At 68.0% G+C, this 18127-nt stretch carries 16 protein-coding genes and 3 pseudogenes; 11 read left to right on the plus strand and 8 right to left on the minus strand.

What is annotated here, in order from left to right; translation table 11 throughout:
• Nucleotides 1-219: 219 nt before the first annotated feature.
• The 3 genes and pseudogenes from HNR57_RS34900 to HNR57_RS34910 form a co-directional block, all read left to right on the plus strand.
• Nucleotides 220-993 carry a calcium-binding protein gene (locus tag HNR57_RS34900; RefSeq protein ID WP_184566652.1) on the plus strand — a complete coding sequence of 258 codons (774 nt, stop codon included), beginning with the start codon at nt 220-222 and terminating at the stop codon, nt 991-993.
• 64 nt (nt 994-1057) lie between these two features.
• Nucleotides 1058-1834: a calcium-binding protein gene (locus HNR57_RS40450; RefSeq protein ID WP_184566654.1), complete on the plus strand. Its 777-nt coding sequence runs from the start codon at nt 1058-1060 to the stop codon at nt 1832-1834.
• Between the two features lie 84 nt (nt 1835-1918).
• Nucleotides 1919-2134, plus strand: a pseudogene (locus HNR57_RS34910) (transposase); the annotation flags it as partial.
• 87 nt (nt 2135-2221) lie between these two features.
• On the opposite strand, the pseudogene HNR57_RS34915 reads toward HNR57_RS34910, so the two are convergent.
• Together HNR57_RS34915 and HNR57_RS34920 are read right to left on the minus strand one after the other, a co-directional pair.
• A pseudogene (locus HNR57_RS34915) lies at nt 2222-2925 on the minus strand (transposase); the annotation flags it as partial.
• A 295-nt stretch (nt 2926-3220) separates the two neighbouring features.
• The gene (locus tag HNR57_RS34920) at nt 3221-3592 is read right to left on the minus strand and encodes a winged helix-turn-helix transcriptional regulator (protein WP_184566656.1); all 372 of its coding nucleotides are present in this window, start codon (nt 3590-3592) and stop codon (nt 3221-3223) included.
• 80 nt (nt 3593-3672) lie between these two features.
• Here HNR57_RS34920 and HNR57_RS34925 point away from each other — a divergent pair, with 80 nt between their 5' ends.
• Nucleotides 3673-4083 carry a RidA family protein gene (locus HNR57_RS34925; RefSeq protein WP_184566658.1) on the plus strand — a complete coding sequence of 137 codons (411 nt, stop codon included), beginning with the start codon at nt 3673-3675 and terminating at the stop codon, nt 4081-4083.
• A 536-nt stretch (nt 4084-4619) separates the two neighbouring features.
• On the opposite strand, the gene HNR57_RS34930 is transcribed toward HNR57_RS34925, so the two are convergent.
• On the minus strand, nt 4620-5297 hold the full coding sequence (locus tag HNR57_RS34930) for a class I SAM-dependent methyltransferase (RefSeq protein ID WP_184566660.1): 678 nt from the start codon (nt 5295-5297) through the stop codon (nt 4620-4622).
• Nucleotides 5294-6576, minus strand: a pseudogene (locus tag HNR57_RS34935) (IS110 family RNA-guided transposase). The gene HNR57_RS34930 and the pseudogene HNR57_RS34935 overlap by 4 nt, the downstream one beginning before the upstream one ends.
• A gap of 912 nt (nt 6577-7488) precedes the next feature.
• On the opposite strand from HNR57_RS34935, the gene HNR57_RS34940 reads away from it, so the two are divergent.
• Nucleotides 7489-7659: a hypothetical protein gene (locus HNR57_RS34940; protein WP_030853914.1), complete on the plus strand. Its 171-nt coding sequence runs from the start codon at nt 7489-7491 to the stop codon at nt 7657-7659.
• A 230-nt stretch (nt 7660-7889) separates the two neighbouring features.
• Nucleotides 7890-8012, plus strand: a complete 123-nt coding sequence (locus HNR57_RS40455) for a hypothetical protein (protein ID WP_281403939.1) — start codon at nt 7890-7892, stop codon at nt 8010-8012.
• Here the strand turns inward: HNR57_RS40455 and HNR57_RS34945 are convergent.
• The gene (locus HNR57_RS34945; protein WP_184566661.1) at nt 8009-8344 is read right to left on the minus strand and encodes a DUF6233 domain-containing protein; all 336 of its coding nucleotides are present in this window, start codon (nt 8342-8344) and stop codon (nt 8009-8011) included. The two genes, HNR57_RS40455 and HNR57_RS34945, sit on opposite strands and share 4 nt — an antisense overlap.
• Before the next feature lie 64 nt (nt 8345-8408).
• On the opposite strand from HNR57_RS34945, the gene HNR57_RS34950 reads away from it, so the two are divergent.
• Both HNR57_RS34950 and HNR57_RS34955 read left to right on the plus strand, forming a co-directional pair.
• Complete coding sequence (locus HNR57_RS34950) at nt 8409-8741, plus strand: hypothetical protein (RefSeq protein ID WP_184566663.1); 333 nt, start codon at nt 8409-8411, stop codon at nt 8739-8741.
• 1 nt (nt 8742) lies between these two features.
• A complete protein-coding gene (locus HNR57_RS34955) occupies nt 8743-8889 on the plus strand; it encodes a hypothetical protein (protein ID WP_184566665.1) in 147 nt (48 codons plus the stop codon).
• A 57-nt stretch (nt 8890-8946) separates the two neighbouring features.
• Here the strand turns inward: HNR57_RS34955 and HNR57_RS34960 are convergent, their stop codons facing one another.
• Nucleotides 8947-9165 (minus strand): hypothetical protein, encoded by a 219-nt coding sequence (locus tag HNR57_RS34960; protein WP_184566667.1) that lies wholly within the window; start codon nt 9163-9165, stop codon nt 8947-8949.
• An 805-nt stretch (nt 9166-9970) separates the two neighbouring features.
• Between HNR57_RS34960 and HNR57_RS40705 the strand changes: the two genes are divergently transcribed.
• Nucleotides 9971-10210: a peptidase inhibitor family I36 protein gene (locus tag HNR57_RS40705; RefSeq protein ID WP_313675639.1), complete on the plus strand. Its 240-nt coding sequence runs from the start codon at nt 9971-9973 to the stop codon at nt 10208-10210.
• Nucleotides 10211-10742: 532 nt separating this feature from the next.
• Here the strand turns inward: HNR57_RS40705 and HNR57_RS34970 are convergent.
• Both HNR57_RS34970 and HNR57_RS34975 read right to left on the minus strand, forming a co-directional pair.
• Nucleotides 10743-11975, minus strand: a complete 1233-nt coding sequence (locus tag HNR57_RS34970) for a S8 family peptidase (protein WP_184566668.1) — start codon at nt 11973-11975, stop codon at nt 10743-10745.
• 342 nt (nt 11976-12317) lie between these two features.
• The gene (locus tag HNR57_RS34975) at nt 12318-12842 is read right to left on the minus strand and encodes an ester cyclase (RefSeq protein ID WP_184566670.1); all 525 of its coding nucleotides are present in this window, start codon (nt 12840-12842) and stop codon (nt 12318-12320) included.
• An 81-nt stretch (nt 12843-12923) separates the two neighbouring features.
• Between HNR57_RS34975 and HNR57_RS34980 the strand changes: the two genes are divergently transcribed.
• Nucleotides 12924-13391 (plus strand): MarR family winged helix-turn-helix transcriptional regulator, encoded by a 468-nt coding sequence (locus tag HNR57_RS34980; RefSeq protein WP_184566672.1) that lies wholly within the window; start codon nt 12924-12926, stop codon nt 13389-13391.
• Nucleotides 13392-14640: 1249 nt separating this feature from the next.
• Nucleotides 14641-17490, plus strand: coding sequence for a type 1 periplasmic-binding domain-containing protein (locus tag HNR57_RS34985; protein WP_184566674.1), 2850 nt, complete (start codon nt 14641-14643; stop codon nt 17488-17490).
• Nucleotides 17491-18127: the final 637 nt, after the last annotated feature.

Below are 18127 nucleotides of genomic sequence, written 5' to 3' on the forward strand. Positions count from 1 at the left end.
ACATTCGGGTGTCGCGCCGGGGTGGGTCGCACCGAACGTTCGGCGCTTGCGGCCACACCCTCTCCCCCGGTACTCCGCCGGAGCCGGTTATCAGGTCCCGGCCGCGGTCGGCAGACCGCAAAAGGTAGCGCTCCTTCGAGCGAACACAGCATTCTCGGCCGGGAAGCACTCCGCACAGTTGCGAGATCGACATTCAACGCCCTATTTCAGGAGCAGGTCATGAAGAGAACGCACCATCGCACCGGGGCACTTCTGGCCACGGTGTGCGGTTTCACTCTGTGCCTCCCTGGCGTGGCCCACGCGGCCGACGCACCGACGCCACATCTTTTCGCCACGACGCTGGTGAACAAGACCGGCACCACGATCACGGTCACCGCCGGAGTCGGCCGGGGCAACACGATCAGCGTCTGGCAGTCGGGCAGCAACATCAGAATCAGAGACACCGGAGACACGGTCGCACCGTCCGGCGACTGCACCGCCATCAGCACGACCGAAGTCGCCTGCAGGGCCGCCGACACGACCGAACTGGTGGTCAGCGCCGGGGACCAGGACGACACCGTCACCTCCTCGCTGGCGGCCCTCGGCGTCACCCTCATCGGCGGAGCCGGCAACGACAACCTCTACGGCGGATCCGCCAACGACACCCTCGAAGGCGACGAGGGATCCGACTTCCTTTCCGGCAGCGCCGGAAACGACACCCTGACCGGTGGAGCCGAGGCGGACAGGATCTTCGGCGGCTCCGGCAACGACTCCATCGAGGGACGCGGCGGCTCGGACATCGTGGACGGCGGTGCCGACAACGACGTGATCTACGGCGGCAGCGGCAACGAGCGCATCGTCGCCGGCGCCGGCAACGACTACGCCGAGGGCGGCAACGGCCGGGACACCATCGACACCGTGGACAACGTCAGCGGCAACGACTACGTCGAAGGCGGCGCTGACGTGGACGACTGCCGCGCCGACTTGGGCGACAACGTCAGCGGATGCCCCTGACCGGCGTGAGTGAGCAGCACGTCAGTACCCGTAGACGGCGAGACAACACGAAAGGCGGGCACCGATGAGAACACGAGGTATCTGCACCACGGTGGTGGCCCTCGGCGCACTCACCTGCGCTCCGCTGACCGCCGCTTCCGCCGCGCCCGGTGCGGCCCCCGGCGGAAGCCTGGCGGACACCACGGTCGTGCAGGAGGTGGGCGACACTCTTAGCGTCACGGCCGCCCAGGGTGTGGCGAATGACATCACCATCCGGCGTCAGGGCAACGTTGTCGTGGTGACGGACGCGGGGGACACCGTGTCCGCCGTTGCCCCGTGTCAGTCGACGGGGACGCACACGGCGGAGTGTCCGCTGCCCGTCACGTCGATACGGGTCAACGCCAACGACTCCGATGACAGCGTCAGCATCTCCCCGAACCTGGAAGCCGCCGGAACAGTGATCGGCGGTGCGGGTGACGACCGCCTCAACGGCGGCCCCCGGGCGGACCGGCTCGTCGGCGACGACCCGGATGCCACTGGCCTGCGGGCGACGCCGGGCAACGACACCATCAACGGCGGCCCCGGCAACGACACGATCTCCGGGCTGGCCGGCAACGACACCATCTACGGCAACGCCGGCAACGACACCCTCAACGGCGACGACGGCAACGACACACTCGAGGGTGCCCAGGGCAACGACACCCTCACCGGAGGCCGCGGCAACGACACGCACATCGGCGGCGAGGGCAGCGACACCCTCAACGCCGTGGACAACGTGATCGCCAACGACGGCCTCGACGGCGGCCTCGGTTTCGACACCTGCAACCGCGACACCGGCGACACGGCCGTCAACTGCCCCTGATCAACCACTCGTTTCCTCAGTACTGCGCTGCTCAAATCGGGTGGAGGCGTCGCCGGACAGCCGTAGCGGCTGTCCGGCGGCAGGATGACAGCCGGTGATGAACGACTGCTGTGCAGCTTCGTTTGGATCAGTCGCCGGACTCCGAAGCGGGGTGGTTGCTGGCGGGATCATCGTGAGGTGATCGACGCGATCGCCTTCAAGTTCCAGACCGGAACGCAGTGGGTCCGCCTGCCGGAGAAGTACGGCAACTGGCGGGGCGTCTACAACCGGCTGCGGATGTGGGCCGTCGATGGCACCTGGGAGCGGGTGTTCACCGCGCTGATGGCCCAGGCCGACACTGATGAGGACCTGGCCTGGGCCGTGTCCGTTGACTCCACGATTGTGCGAGCTCACCAGGCGGTTCGGACTGCAGCGGCATCTGCGGAAGATCCGCCAGGACTTCAGGCTGGCGACACCACGTTCGACCGGTGCGCGTGCCGCGGCCAGAGCCCGGTTCGGTCTTCTCGGTTGGAGTGAGTTCTTGCAGGGGCCTGCGCTTGAGGCCCGTGGTCAGCCAGGGGCCGCCGCCCTGGTAGGTGAGGTCGGCCAGGATGGGCACGCCCTGGCGCTCGCGGATGCGGATGATCCGGGGGTTAGGGCAGCGGTGAGGTCGTGAGCCCGGCCCGGCAGTGCGGGTGAGAGCCACAGCAGCCGGCCGTCCGGATCGGTGACCACCTGCACCACTCCGTGCCGGCGGTGCTTGTGGGAGTAGTCCGCGCGTGAGTCGCCGACCCGGTCGCACTCGGCGAGTGTGCCGTCCAGCAAAACAAAGTCGGGATCGGCCTCGCGCAAGACGTTCAGCAGACCCGGCGCGCGCGCTGGGCGAGCAGGTGGATGACCGCGCTGGTGTAGGCATGGGCGGTGGACTCGCTGATCCCGAACCCGGCAGCGATCTCGCCAGGGTGGTGTGTTCGCGCAGGTACACCAGCGCCACCATCGCGCGCTGGGACGGGCGGAGCTTGCAGCGCCGGTCACCCACATGGGTGACGATGAGCTGGTGCCCACTCCACGAACGCATGCGGCAGGTCGAGTGCGGCAGGATAGATGACCAACGAGGCCCCTGAGCAGCATGGTTGAGACGTCAGACATCTCGATCAACTGCGCGGGGGCCTCGCTCGTTGCCCTTGGCGGGCGTCACCTGATCGAGGCCCGGCTCGAGAAGCTCAGTGCTTCATCGGCTTCAGCGCTTGGTACGGGTGCTTTGAAGTACGCCGTCGTCGTGGTTCCGGTGAGCACCGTCAGGGGAAGGCGTGACGCCCCGTCTCGTGGTGCTTCCACAGGGGTCGCGTCCCTCGTCGTAGAGCACGGTCCAGTCGTAGGAGTGCTGCCCCGGCCGCGCAGGCCGGCTCATGCGAGGTCGAAGGCACGACGGGCGCGTTCCACCTCGGGCATGTGGGTCGCGACCCACTCCAGGAGCACCTCAACCGGCTGCCGCATGGTCTTGCCCAGGGGGGTGATCCGGTACTCGACGGCGACGGGGCGGGAACTGAGGAGCACGCGCTCCACGATGCCATTGCGTTCGAGCCGGCGCAGCGTAGCGGTGAGCGACTTCTGGGTCACCGCGGGGATCGCACGGCGCAGGTCGTTGAAGCGACAGGGTTGTTCGCAGAGTTCGTTGAGGACGCTCAGCGACCACTTGTCGAGCACTTGGTCGAGGAACTCCCGGTGGGGGTGCTCGATCCTGAGTTCACCGTCGTGGCTGTGCGTAGTAGCCGGCACGATACCTGGTCTCCTTGAAGTGTCCTTCGTCTACCAGGTAGCAAAGGTATACCGAGTTTGGTCGAAGTGAGGAGACCTCCATGTCCGTCCGTCGTTTCACACCCGAAGGCATGATGCAGCCCACCCCTTACGAGCATGTGGCCGTGGGCACTGGAAGGCGTCACGTGCATGTCAGCGGCCAGGTCGCCCGGTCGGCGGACGGGTCTCCCCTCGCCCCGGGAGACCTCGCCGGACAGGTCGCCCACGCGCTGCGGAACACCGGGAAGGGCCTCGCGGGGGCGGGTGCGTCGTTCGACGACGTCCTGAGGCTCACGTTCTACGTCACGGACTGGGTGCCCGAGAAGATCGACGCGTTCATGGAAGGGGTCGGGCAGGTGGCGGAGGAGATCGGGTTGACGGTGCCGCTTCCGCCCTCCTCGCTCATCGGGGTCGACTACCTGTTCGAGCCCGACGTCCTGGTCGAGGTGGAGGCGACCGCGATCCTCGATTGAGTCGGCTCCCGGCGCCGACGCGGTTTGCCTTCTCTCTGCAACCCGCGTCGGCGCCGCCTCATCTCTCGGCCCGGTCTCACGGCATCGCAACTGGACCAGACCGACCCACGTGTGCTCGGTTTGGCGTTCGGCGGTGATGGCGCGCTGCTTGCACTCGTCGCACAGGTGCGGGTGGGTGTCACGTGGGGTTCCCCACCCGGCGGGCTCGATGACCTTCCACCGGGTGTCGGTGAACCGGGTGCCGCAGTCGGCGCACACGGGACGGCGTGCCTCCCGCTCTGCCTTCTCCCGCGCGGCGATGCGGCGTAGCTGCTCCTTGTACGCGCGCTCGGGGGCTGCGTAGCTCGGCCTGCATGCGCGGGTCGTGAGCTTCGGGGCGCGGATTGCCGATCGCCTCGAGGAGCGTCTGGTGCGGTGGCTCCTTCGCTTCAGGCCGCCCTGGTGGGCGCGGACTCGAGGGAGCAGCGTGCAGGGGACCCCCTTGTCCGCGGTCTGACCGTGGCCGGTAGTGGTCGTGGTCAAGACATCTCAGGGGGCTAAGAAGTCAAGCCGGCCTCCTGGGAGATCGGCTTGTGGGCAAGGAAGCTGGCGATCTTCCATGTCAGCTTTTCGTCGGGCTCCTGCACCAGTTGAGCGTCGATGGTGAACCCGGCCCGGTTCAGCAACTCCGCAAGCTGGCCTGGAGGCAGGCGATAGGACTCGAAGGACACGGGAAGGCCACCGTAGGCCTGTGTAGGACGACGGTGCTCACCGGAACCGACGTGACCCACGAGGAGAAGATGTCCACCGGGCGCCAGGGTGCGGTAGAACTCGGCAAACACGAGCGGCAGCAGTTCGGGAGGCGTGTGATGGGTGGGGTAGAAGGCCAGGATGCCGCCGAGCGCGTCGTCTGCGAACTCCAGGGCGGTGATGGATCCCACCGAGAACGGCAGGTCCGGAAAGGCGGTGCGCGCCAGTTCGATCATCTTCGGGGACACGTCGATGCCGATCGGCGACACCCCGAGCCCGGCGAGGTGTGCCGTCACTCTGCCCGGGCCGCAGCCCAGGTCTGCGACCGGTCCGAGGCCAGATGCCTGCACGAGTTCGGCGAACGCGGTCAGCATCGAGCGTGACAACGCGTCCAGCTCTGTTGGGGGCTTGACGAGGGCGGCGTAGGCGTTGGCCACGGTGTCGTATGACTCCCGGACCTCAGACAGGTAAGAAGGCTCAGTCACGCGGGGACTCTAGACGGATGCACTGACATCGCCGCTGCCCGAGCTTCCGAGTCCCGCAGAGCTTGGAGGAGGGGTGCGAAGGCGTGTTGTTCGTCGAAATGCTGCCGGGTCTTGAGGCAGTGGTGGAGCTGGCCGAGGAAGCGGTTCAGCAAGTGCCGCTGTGCGGCGGCGTGCCAGTCTCCATGCTCGCGTCGGCGTCGGTAGTGCGCGTTCGCTCCCGGTGAGGCGGTGAGGGCGGCGAAGGCCCAGAGGAAGCCGGCGTTGATGAGGCGATTGTTCTTGACGAAGCGTCGGCCGACGAACCGCTTCTTGCCTGAAGCCCGGGTGATGGGCGCGGATCCGGCGTACGACTTCAGCGCCCGGGCGTCGGCGAACCGTGCCCGGTCGTCGCCCAGCTCTGCGAGCACGCGGGCGCCGAGCATGGGCCCCAAGCCCGGGAAGCTGAGCAGGATCTCGCTGTCGGCGTGCTGGTGAAAGGCGGCTGTGGCCGCCTCCGCGAGGTCGTCCGCGGCCTCGCAGGTGGCGTCCAGCTGCTTGAGCAGGGCCTGGAGCTGGTGGCCGAAGGCGTCCTCGACGCCGGGCAGCTGGTGGGCGTACTCGGCGCGGAAGACGTCCCGCAGCCGCTCGGCTTCCGCGTCGCAGCCGCGGAGGCGGCCACTGCGTTTGAGGGCGCCCCGCAACTGGGCGAGGGTGAGCTTCGAGGCCTTGGCCGGGGTCGGGGCCAGAGTAAGGATGACGCGGGCGTCAGCCCTGGTCAGACCGCCTTGTTTGCCCTGGAAGGCCAGCAGGGCAGCGGGGTAGTACTCGCGTAGGAGCGAGCGGACCTGGTTGGCGACTTGCTGCCGAGTCCAGACGGCGTCCTGCTGGGCTCGGGCCAGGACCGTGATGGCTTGGGCGAGTCTGAGTCGGCCGGCAGGGGTCGGTGGGCGTGCATGTCGGTGCGCAGGATGTTCGCGAGGACCAAGGCGTCGCCCGGGTCGGACTTCTTTCGGCTGACGCCGTGGCGGTCGCGGTAGCGGGCAGCGGCGAGCGGGTTGATCGCGAAGACCCGACGGCTGCCGGTGCGCAGGCTCGCGACCAGGAGGCCGTGGCTGGTCTCGATGGCCACTGGTATCAAATCGTCTGGGCTGTCACCGTGCTCGGCTAGGAGGGCCAGGAGCTTGTGGTAGCCGGCCGCGTCGTCGGTGATACGGGCTTTGGCGAGCAGAGTGCCGGCTTCGCCTACGAGGGCGACGTCGTGGTGGCGCTCCGCCCAGTCGATGCCGCAGAACACGGTCAAGCTGTCCTCCCTAATTCATCTGTTTGTGCAAGTCACGAGCACGTGCGGGTCACGCGGCGCCCTAATCCAAGGACTCGTTGGTCCGCCATCTCAGTAGCCGTTCGCGACACCAGCGCACTCCAGGGGCTCGATCTTTCTGCAGAGCTCGCGGGCTCGCGGATGAGCAAGAGGTCGACCCTGGAGCGGGCTCGCGCCTTGACGATCAACGTCCGAGCAACCCCAGTGAGTTTCGCGGTAATCACGGAGGCGCCGGGCTGCGCCGCTCTTGACAGAGGCCTCAAGGGCCCGGGGAAACGGAGGCATCAGCCCGGCGCCCGCGTCATCACCGCGAGCCCTGCAACGGACAGCGATGCCGCTCTTTGAGGAGGCCTTGACGGCCAGGAGGGATCCAGGCATTCGCTGTCCTGTGCGAGCAGTCGCCCCGGGTCGTTGCATGGGCCCGGGACGCCTGCTTACGCACTGGATCAGGAGAAACGCGGCGGGTTCGCACCAGGTGGAGGCGCGGCACCGCCCCGTCGATGTCGCCCCTCGCCCCTCCCCTACGTCGTCCAACTCACCCAGTGGGCTCCACTCGGTGGAGTGGACGCTGAGCACGGTGTCGTCCGCTCCCGGCCGGTGGACTCCACTCAGTGGGGTGGATGTCGGACACCGTTGGTGCGCACCACCGCATCGGGTGCGTGGCTTTGTCCGCGAGATTCACCCACGAAGCCAGACGAGCGGGGGCGTGGACAGCAAGTCCCGCTCCAAGATGCGCGTCGAAGTAGCGCGGACGCGCCGGGCGCCGGCAGGCCGTAAGGTGAACGCCGGTGACGAAACTGAGCCCAGTTCCCGCAAGAGCAGTGAAGAAACCAGGCAGATCAGCCGCGTGTTCTTCGAATCACCGGGCACGAGGAGCAACGGAGGTTGATAACTATGGTTCCCCTGCTTCTCGTCCTGCTTCTGGCTCTGGTCCTCTTCGGCGCGGGCTTCGCGCTGAAGGCACTGTGGTGGATCGCCGTCATCGTGCTGGTCGTCTGGCTGCTGGGCTTCGTGCTGCGCAGTGCGGACACAGGCGGCCGCAAGGGCCGCTGGTATCGCTGGTAACCCACCACACAGAAGCCAGCCTGTGGGCCCCGGGAACACCCGAGGCCCACAGGCCTGTTGGGTCTCAGGACATCCCCAGGCAAACCGTGTATCCACCACCATCCCGGGCACAAGGCTCCATAGCTGGGGCCCGGTGAAGCAGCGGAACCTGCACCTCCAACCACCGGACCCCAGCCACCCCCCGACACCCCGCACGGCCGGCACGGGCTTCGCGTGGCGAGGACGCCGACGTGCACGAGCTGCCGAAGAAGAAGACCGCGAAGAAGCAGCCGGCCAAGAAGACCGCCGCGAAGAAGACCACGAAAAAGGCCGCGGCGAAAAAGACGGCCGGGCGCTGGCCGCGCAGCGCCTAGTCCACGATGCCGAGCGCCGTGTCCGGCCTGCACTTCGAGCATGCCGGCACCTGATGGCGCAGTGCCTCGATCGCCTGCGCCCTGGTCGCAGGTCTCGCCCGCTTGCCCGGGTCCCAGCACTCCCCCGCGTGGACGGCAAGCGTGTTCTTGCGGTCCAGGCCGCGCTCGATCAACCACTCGGGCGCCGGCGGGCGCCGCGCTTCGCCGACACGCCGCTCCGCCTCGCGGCGTTCCTCGTCGGCGATCCACCTGCGGGTGCGGACCAGGTCGCGCTCCTGCACACGCTCCCGGAAGCGCAGCAGCGCGAGTCGCGACGCCCCTGTATCGTTCATGCGTTCGATTCTATGATCAGGGCGCCACACAGCCCACCCTCACCCCCAAGGGCAGGAGCAGGCATTGAACAGCAAGGAGGCCGCACGCAAGCTGAGCGTCGATCCGGCCTCCCTCTCCCTTGCCCCGCCCGCGCCCCGCTTCGCGGAGACCTGGAAGCGGATGGAGCAGGAGCCGCCCTGCTCCGCCTGCGGCCAACCGTCCCGCACCAGCGGTGTAATCCACGACCCGGACCACGGGGACCGCTGGTTGGACCGGTGCCGGCAGTGCTTCCTTGAGACGCCGCCCACGCTGCCCGTGACGCCGGAGCGGTTCCTCGAAGAGCTGCGCGATGTAGCGGCCGACGCGCAGCTGCGGCTGCGCACCTACACCGACGCGGGCGGATGGGAAGGTGAGTGACGTGGACGACGACCCGTTCCACCTCACCCTGACGGCGGACGGGAAGCCGGTGATGCACGGCTGGTGGGGCAAGAAGCCCGCAGCCGAGCACCAGTACCTGTCATGGATCGGCTCGTGGGGCAGCATCGAGGTGCCCGGATCGTTCTGACCGAGCGCGCCGACGACGGCGAGCGGGTGCTCGCGAACTGGCCTGAGGACTCATAGGTCAGCCGTCGGCCACGAACTCCGGGTGACGTCGGGCCTTCTTCACATCCGCCTCGACCTGGTGGCGCGGGGTGCCCTGTTCCTTGGCGTGTTCCGTGACCGCGGCCTGGACGTCGTTGGCGAGGCCGCGCCAGGCCCGCCAGGCGGTCGCCCACGAAGTCTGCTGCTCGTCGGTCCAGGCGGTCCGGGTTGGTCGCTTACGGGCGGTGCTCTGCGTCAACAAGCACGACGGTGGTCGGAATCCTGCAGTAGGCGTGTGACTCGGAGACGCCGTCTGCGGGCACCCACGGTCCGTAGTTGATGTTGAGGCTGGAACCGCTGCCGCAGGTGACAACTGCGCGCTGAGTTCCGTACCCATCGTGGCAGATGGAGTATCCCCAACCGGGGCTGGGCCTGGCAACGGTGCACAGCTTCTGTGCAGTTGCAGACGACACCGGGGCCGTCAGTATGACGCCACTCGCGGCTAGCGCAACTGCGCCTACGCCGGCCATAATTCGACGCTTCATCTATCCTCCAGAGGTTGGCACGCTTGTTTGTTCCGTGCGTTTCGCTGGCCCTTACGGGAGCCGCTGATGGATATGCGATGCAGCCAGCGGCCCGCTCCGCGGGGGTGACTCAGGCGTAAACCTGCCAGCGGCTGGTGGGACATGCAGATGTAACTGGTCCCGAGCGTAAGCGGGCTGACCCTCACCTGTGTCCTGACACCTGTCAGGAGCGCACGGGGGGCTGTGAGCGGTACGCCCCCCATCGTTCCGATCAGCGATGAGGAGCTCGGGCTCATGTAACGGCTCACCCACGCCCTTTATAGAACGTGAACGCGCCCGGCTCCCCGGCCGGGCGCGTCTGGTCTCCTCGGAGCGGCCCTGGCGCCGGCGAGCCGCACCGCGCGGCGCGCAGGGCTCCTCCACTGGAGTGAACCAGCGGGCAAAGTCGCCTGCCCTTCCCTTCGCAGCCCGTATCTCTGATGCCGTGATCAAAAATCTGATGCGTGCCGGGGCCGTCGCCGCCCTGGTCCTTTCCTCGATGTGTGTCACGGCCTACGCTTCCGGCGAGCCAGCACACAGCGGGCCGCCATCGAGTGCCCTTCCGGCTACGTCTGTATCTACCCCGAGATCAATTTCGGCGGGCAGCCCTGGGTGCGGCGTGCCGCGGACGGCAACGTGAAGGATCTGCCCTCCGCGATCCGTGACCGCGGCAGCTCCATGCGAAACAACTCCGATCGCACCGCCCGCGTCTACGAAAAGCGCAACCGCGCCGGACGCTGAGTGTGCGTCACCCTCAGCGGCGGCTCCATCCACGACCTGCGTGGCTACAACCTCAACGACCAGACCCGCTCCCTGAAGATCAACCGGAACGACTGCGGTTAACCCCTCTCCACCCAGTCCAGGCGCCCGATTCTTATGCAGCAGTCAGCCCCGTCCGGCCAACATCACCGGGCGGGGCTGATCAGCATGCGCGATACGAGGGGCGGTCGCCTACAACAATCTTCCCTGTAGGCAATAGGTGAGGCTCGGGGACACTGTCCCCTCCACAACCAGACTCCTGCCAACACAGCCGCCCAGAGCGGTATTCCAAGAGTGCGCCACTGGTCCGCGCGCACCAACTCATGGTCGGAGACTGCCGGCGGACTTCCCGCCGCGCCGTCCCAGCGGCCAATGAGCCGCTCCCGTGCTGCGCTCACCATGCAGCTCTGCTGGACAGACAGAGATCCGGTAGCGATCTCGGCGGCCTGCCAGCACAGCGAACACCGCAGGAACAGTGGTTCGCCACCTACTCATTCCGCCCGGTCACGGTCAGTCAGAGGCCGTGAACGTTGAGTAGGAGGTTCGCGGTGTGAGCCGGGACCTCGTGTAGGGCGTCGCGGGTGGCATGAGAGGTCAGCCAGGACGCGACCTCCGATGGCGACGCATGGGGGTGTTTCTCGAGGTAGAGAGCTGCCGCACCAGTGACATGGGGCGCCGCCCAGGACGTCGCACCGGAGTCCTGATAGCGGTCGGTCAGATTCCCGGGGAGAAGCGAGGTGATGTCGTGGCCGGGGGCATACAGGTCCACGCAGCGCCCTCTGTTCGAGCTGCCCCATGCCGACGTCCATGGCCGGTCCCGCGTGGTACTCGCGGCCACTGTGATGACGGCGGGAATGTCGGCGGGTGGGTGGCCGCAGGCATCCTGGCCGTCGTTGCCCGCTGAGGCCACAACCGTGATCCCCTTTTCGATCACTTTCTTAACCGCCGCCTTGAGCATGGGCGCAGGATGGTCGAAATTCAGCGACATATTGACCACGGCGGGCTTTTCGGCGTGTGCGGCAACCCAGTTCAGGCCCCGGACGATGGCGGCTTCCTGTTGCTCGCGCGGAACCGGCCGGGTTCCCTCGCCACCTTGCATCGCCCGTACCGAGACGATGGTGGATTCTTTCGCCACCCCGGTGTCCTTGCCGCCGATGATTCCCGCGACGAACAGGCCATGGATAATGCCCGCCTCGTCGGAGCACTGTCCCGCCTTTCCGCCCATCGTGTCGACCCCCTGGATCGCCCGGCCCTCGAACTGCTGGTGCTCAACATCCAGGCCGCAATCGACAACATAGACCCGTACGTCCCTCCCGGTGGCACGGGTGCGGTAGCGGTGATCGAGCCTGGAACCGCTCTGGTCGAGCCTGTCCAGATTCCACGGGACACCACGGAGTACCGGCCCAGTGGCGGTCGGCTCAGGCCGCGGTGAACGGGAAGCATCCTCCCCTCGCGACGGCAAGGACGCCCCCGGGCCGGGGGTGGCGCTGTGCGCCGGAGCCTGCTCTCGGCCCGCGCTGGTCGTCGCCTCCCCTGAAGACCCGCAGCCGCTCATGACCAGACAAGCGACCGCAACAGTCAGAGCGGAGATGGTCTTACTTCTGTTTCCCACCAGGTTCCTCTCGTGCCGTGTGCATCGAGAGACGGGCAGCAATGCGGCTTGGTTCACGCACCAGCCAAAGTTGAGTACCGCACGCACAACCGTAGGTGCCAGAACCACTGAACAAGCCTCGATCCCTGCGGTCACGGAGGCATGCCTAAAGGCTGTCCCGCAATGATCAACTGAGTCGACACGGTCAGCATCGAGGATTGCCGCCTTGGGCCGGCCTATCCGGCGAGTGCGAGGCTGTGCAGGCGGGCTATGCCCAGCGTGATGAACGCCGTCTCCCGTCAAGCGGCAGTCGCCCACGGTGGCGGACTGGTCGCGGATCTGGGCGGCGACGGCTGATCCTCGTGAGCAGTCCCGGGGCGACAAAGATCTTCTCGGTCACCATCACCGTCCTACAGCTCTGGCTGCCCTGACATTGCGGACACGACTTAGGGGCCTCCGCGCCGAACGAGGCCAGCGTGCTGAATCCCCTATCACCCCCTAATGAGGCGGCAGGTCAACCTCCGAGGACGCCTTCGACTCGGAGTCGACCAGGTGCGGGGCCGTCACGGCCGGGCCGTTGGGGCCGGAGACGGCGCCGAGTTGGGTGAGGCCGGCCAGTACGTCGGTGCAGGTCCAGTACTCGACGAACCTGCCGCCGGAGACCCGCAGGATGTCGTGGCCGCTGAAGGCGACGGGGGTGCGGACCGGGGCCGTGGCGTGCTCGAGGCCGCCCGAGTAGCGGGCGCGCAGCGTCCAGCGTGCCGCGATCAGGTCGCCCTGGACGATCGGCCCGAGGTCCACGGTGAGGGCGATGTCCGCGAACACCGCCATGGTCTGCTCGATCTCGGGGAGCAGCCGGGCCGGGCCCGTCACCGCTTCCGAGTCGCTGCCGTCCGGCCGCGCCTGGTGGACGACGAAGCCGGGATCGAGGATCTCGTCGGCCCGGCTGAAGTCGCCCCGCCATAACGTGGTCCAGTGGCTGTACAGCTCGCTCATCCGCTCGATGGATAGGGCGGTGCTCATGATGCGCTCCTTGGGTGCACTAGTATCTGCACAACGAAGTATCTGCGTGACACAGGAAATTGAAGGGGCGGATGCCGAGCCGTGTCAATCGAGAATCGCGAGGGCCTGATCGCCGCCGTCACCGTGGCCGCCCGGCGGCAGCACGCCGCGTACACCCTCTACAACCAGGCCATGGCGGACCGGCTGGGACTGCATCCGACGGATCTGCAGTGCGTGAGCCTGCTCGGCCTCGAACCCGAGCCCCTCACCACGGGGCAGATCGCCGAACTGACCGGCCTCACCTCGGGTTCGGCCACTCGGCTCGTCGACCGGCTGGAACGGGCGGGGCTGGTCGAGAGGAGGCCTGATCCTCACGACCGCAGAAGAACCCGTGTCTCGCTCACCGCCCGGCGCGCACCGGAGGCCGAGGCCGCATGGGATGCCCCCGGCAGCGCCTTCGCCGCACTGCTCGCCGAGTTCGGCGACGAGGAACTCGGGGTGATCGAGCGCTACTTGCGCCGCTCCACCGAGGTGGGATCCGCGCAGGCCGCACGGCTGCGGGAGCGGTAGACCGGACGGACGGGGCGGGGAATGGGGCCGCCAGCCCCGGCGCATCAGCCGCCGCAGACCGAACAGGGCGATCAGAACGGCACCCGCGGCGATCGCGCCGGTCTGGCTCCTCCTCCGGCAGCGCGTCGATGTTCGCGAACAACTCTTCCTCGGTCGCCATCTGATGTGTGCCTCCACACGAACCCCAGCAGCCTTATCCTATTATTTAACCTCGTAATTATCCTGATCTGATCGACTCTCCTGGGAAGCGTCCTGGTAGTCAGGCGCTTGTATGAGTGGGAGGAAAGGGGGCATCGCAGACACACAACTCCAGGACGTGCGGCTGCCGGTCGGCACCTGGCGATCGGTCGGAAATCTCGCACACGGCGGTCCTCCAGCGCGGCCGACTTCGCAGCCGCATGCTCTGCCTGGGACGCGCTCGTGAACCGGCTGGCCGATGCCTGGTGCTGACTGGAGGGCGCACGTGCTGCTGACCCGCGAGCCCAGCCGGTCCGACGCGTTCCACCAGGTCTTCCGCGATGGGACGGACCTAGCGAAGAACCCACAGAGTCTCACGAGGTTCGAGGCCGCGAACGAGAGCAATTATCAAGACCTGTCGACGGGAGCCGCACCGATCAGCGGTGACAGACATTCATGTCACTTGCTGCCGCACAGGATCGTGACCACGTGTCGGCCGGCGAAGCGGTGGGGTGACGGTGTCGGTGAGGGTCACCGGCTGGCCGACCACCGACGGATCCGGCACCGAGACCACGGCCGGTCGCGCTGCTGCTGGCGGAGCTTGCCGATCAGCTTCTGTGAACCGTCACAACCGATCCAACGGTTCCGCACTGCTCGCGGCGCCCGGGGCTGTCGCCGGTGGGCCGCGACTACGGCTCTGCAAGTTCCGCGTCCCCCGTTTGTGCGGGGTATTGCCCCAGGGCTGGCACGTGGCCCCCATCAGCCTGCCCGCCCCGTTACCCGAGGAATGGCCCGCACACCGGGGCACTGATCAGCTCGAACCCCGCTCCGGCAGGGCCGGTGACAGGTGGGCCCCGGCGTCTTGCCATCCGGTGGGTGATCGCAGCCGAGGCGGGTGACCTCGTAGTTGTCGCCTGCTGATCACCAGTCCGTCGCTTCGGCAGCAGCAATGTGGGCGAACTGCGATCACACCCCATCAGAAGGAGTCGATAAGCAGCAAAGCCTCCGTATGGCATATTCCGTTCCTAGACTCACGCAACACTCCATCGATGGAGGCCACTTGGAGGTCTGCGTGCTGCACTCACCCCCCGGCGACGAGCAACAGCTCGTCCTGCCCGTCGGCTTCGACGAGATCGTCCGGGTGATCGACCGGTACGTCGCCGACCGGCGGGCTGGTCTGCCACCCCTGTCACGATCCCGCGGACGCCGACTGCCGGCCCTGCTGCTGGCCCGCGAGCCGGATGGCGACCCGGCCGCAGGCACTGCGGAGCCGGATCCGGGGCTCACCGCACTCGTGCTGGCATACGGGCAGCGCCTTGTGTCCTCTGCCGGGAACTTGACGACGCGACATCTGGCCAGCCTCGCGCCACACGCCGTCATCGACGACGTGCGGCTCATCCGGGGCGGCGCGCGGGAGGACGTCGTGGGCGGGCCGCACGTGCTGCTGCTGGAGGATGTGGCACGGCAACTGCGCACCTCCATGCCGGAGGGGGCCGGGGCCCTGCGGCTACCCGAGTTCGACACGTGCCTGGCGGTGCTGCGCGCTGACCTCCCGCCCGGGGACGCGGAGGAGGAGCGGCGGGCCCTGCGGGTCATGCTCTGCGACAGGTACACCCAGCGGTTCCAGCCGGCCGCCGAGACCGCGCAGCTCGGCGAGGCCATGGGCGGAAAGTGGGGCGCGGTCCTGCAACTGCTGACCGTCCTCCCCGGCTGGCTGCGGCGTCTGTGGTACGGCATACGCCTCGACCGACGCCACCCGTGGGCGGGCCGCATGCTGGGCCAGACCGGCCGGAGCTTCCTCAATGCGGCGGCAGGACTGCGCGCGGCGCACCAGCACACCCTGGCCCAGAACGCGGCGGAGAGCCGGCATCCGGAGGCGGCTTCCCTGGCGGCCCGCGACGAGGCGGTGGTCCGCCAGGTCCTCCTCACCGCGCTGATCCGAGACCTGGCCAGGGCGGCACGGCCACGGCTGTGGAGTCGGCTCCGTCCGCGGCGTAGATGGGCCTTCGTCCTACTCCTGCCGACCGTGGGCGGCGAGGGGTCCGCCTGCCGCAAGTTCCTGGACACGTACGCCGCCGTCGCCCGCGACAACGGCTCCAGTCCGCTGCTGGTGCTGGGCGCCGCCACGGACGAACTACCCTCGTACGCCGCTGGTCTGCCGCGCCAGTCCGTGCAGGGCGGCGCCGACGCCCACCGAGCCGGCCGGGCGGCGGCCGCACTGTTCTCGGCGGCGGTCGCCGGCCGAGCCGCCGATGCCGTGCACGTGCTGCCCCTGCCACGCACGCCCGACGACGGCACCGCGGCGGAACGGCTGGCCTCGCACCGCGCCGTCCACTTCCGTCGCCCCCGCCGCCTCGACTGGGCGCGTCCGGTGGCTGCCGCCACCGCTGCGGCGGTGCTGTGCGCCGGCGGCGTCGCCTTGTCCAGGGAGCTGGTGGGACTCTTCTTCGACGAGCACCGCACGCCTGTCGGGCACCCCACCTCCTCCTGTCGGCAGGTGCCGACAGGAGAGGTTGTCGGCCTCACCGACGGCATCGACGGCTGCGACCTGGCCCATGGCCTGTACGCGCCGGACCTCAGAAAGCTGGTGCGGACCCTCGGCCGCCAGAACGCTCAGGTGAACACGGACCGGCCCTATCGAACGCTCGTCTTCTTCGCGCCGCTGAGCGTCGGCTCGGAATCAAAGCGCACCGTGCCCACGGGCTTTCAGATGCTACGCGGCGCGCTGCTCGCCCAGAAGCAGGTCAACGACCGCCATCTGAAGTCGCAGGTACCCGTGCGGCTGCTCGTCGCCAACGCCGGCGAGTACTTCCGCTACGGCTCACGCGGCGGCCTCAACACCACCAACGGCAGTGACGTGGACGTCACGCAGATGATCATCGACCGGGCGGACAAGGACCACATCGCGGCGGTCATCGGCCTCGCCCAGAGCCGTCCGGAGTCCCAGCAGGCCGCGATCGAACTGGGGACCCGGGGCATCACCGTCCTTGGAACCGGCGTCTCCGGCCAGCGCATGGTCGAGGGCAACTCACCCGTGTCGTACTTCCAGCTCTCACCGCCCAACGCGCGCATCGCCAAGGTCATGGCCGCCTTCGCTCGCCACTCGCCGCGGCTGCGGACCCTGGCGGAGCCGGCCTCCGGCCACTCCGGTCCGGCCGCCGTCGTCGTCTTCGACCCTCGGGACGAGTATTTCAGCGCCGACCTCGCCCACCGTTTCGACGCCGCCTACCGCTCGACCGGGCCCGTGCACCTCGTGCCGTACGGCGAGATGGAAGACGGGCGCCCGACGAGCGATGTAGCCGACACCGTCTGCACGTTGGTCCACCGCACCAACGGCTTCGTCCTCTATGCGGGCCGCTCTGGCGTCATGGAAGACCTGTTCCACTCCATGCAGGGTGACCGGGAATGCCGCGCCCGCCAGGGCCGCGTGGCGGTGCTGGCTGAAAGCCCTGCCCCGGGCCTGACCATGCATCCACGGCTGATGCCGCAGAGGTACGGCGGTCTGACCCTCTTCTACAGCCAGTTCAGCCGGCCGGCCCCCGGCGGGCCGTTCGCCAGATCCTTCCGGGAGGCGTTCCACCTGTCCGCGGAGAACGACGCCGCGGTGGGCTACGACGCCGCCAACATCCTCTCCGAGGCCATGAACGCGATCTTCACCACAGACCGCTTCTTCTCACCCAGTGCGCTCGTCACCTTCCTGCAGGATCCCGGCGTCCGCGAGTACGTCGGGGAATCCGGGGTCATCACACTGGACAGCGGTCACAACTACCCCCCGAACAAGGAGATCCACATTCGCGAGATAACCCCCGAGGGCACGCAGGTCACAGACCTCACCTGCGGAGTGCTCGCCGATGGCGCGCGATCCGTCACCACCTGGGGGCCCGGCGGCCGCTTCGCCTGCCCGCTGGACGCAGTCCCCTGATGACGGCTCAGGCCGGAGCAAGACGAAGCTCCTGGTAGGCCCTCGTACCGCGCGGCAAGGGGAAAGGCAGGTACGGACACGGTATAGAGCCGGGCCAGGGTGGAGGACGACCGGTGGATCGCCTTCAAGTCGCACTTCACGATCGAGAGCTTTTACTGCCGTCCGGGCATCGAAGGCCGCTCACGAGAAGGGCGGCGTCGAGGGTCAGATCGGCTACTTCCGCCGCGACCACTTCGTTCCCGTCCCTGAGGTCGCCTCACTAGCCGAGCTGAACCAGATGGTCGAACAATGGGACCGGCAGGGCGACGCACGCCGGATCGGTGCCCGGCCCGAGACCATCGCCGAGTACTTCGCACTCGAACAGACCGCAGCCGTTCGACGAACGTGTCGCGGCAGCGGTGCAGGGCCTGAAGCTGTATGGGAACAACGGCTACACCAATGAATGGGACCGGACTAACGCCGGACGAGTCCTCAGCGACCTGCGAGACGAGGGGCTCCTGGACAAGGAGTTGGTGCTCGGGGCCGTGGCCGCCACCGGTGCCGTCTCTCATGAGGGGCTAAAACGCTTGGGCCGGTGATCGATGGCCTGGGCTAGGCGACCCACTGTGCCCGCTGCGCGGGCGTCGGAAGCCACCTC

The organism is Streptomyces paradoxus, from assembly GCF_014202475.1.
GTDB lineage: Bacteria > Actinomycetota > Actinomycetes > Streptomycetales > Streptomycetaceae > Streptomyces > Streptomyces paradoxus.

Bases quoted from the DNA above. Each gene is read 5' to 3' on its own strand.
- HNR57_RS34900 (WP_184566652.1), top strand. From the start codon at position 220: ATGAAGAGAACGCACCATCGCACCGGGGCACTTCTGGCCACGGTGTGC.
- HNR57_RS40450 (WP_184566654.1), top strand. From the start codon at position 1,058: ATGAGAACACGAGGTATCTGCACCACGGTGGTGGCCCTCGGCGCACTC.
- HNR57_RS34925 (WP_184566658.1), top strand. From the start codon at position 3,673: ATGTCCGTCCGTCGTTTCACACCCGAAGGCATGATGCAGCCCACCCCT.
- HNR57_RS34940 (WP_030853914.1), top strand. From the start codon at position 7,489: ATGGTTCCCCTGCTTCTCGTCCTGCTTCTGGCTCTGGTCCTCTTCGGC.
- HNR57_RS34945 (WP_184566661.1), bottom strand. From the start codon at position 8,344: ATGAACGATACAGGGGCGTCGCGACTCGCGCTGCTGCGCTTCCGGGAG.
- HNR57_RS34975 (WP_184566670.1), bottom strand. From the start codon at position 12,842: ATGAGCACCGCCCTATCCATCGAGCGGATGAGCGAGCTGTACAGCCAC.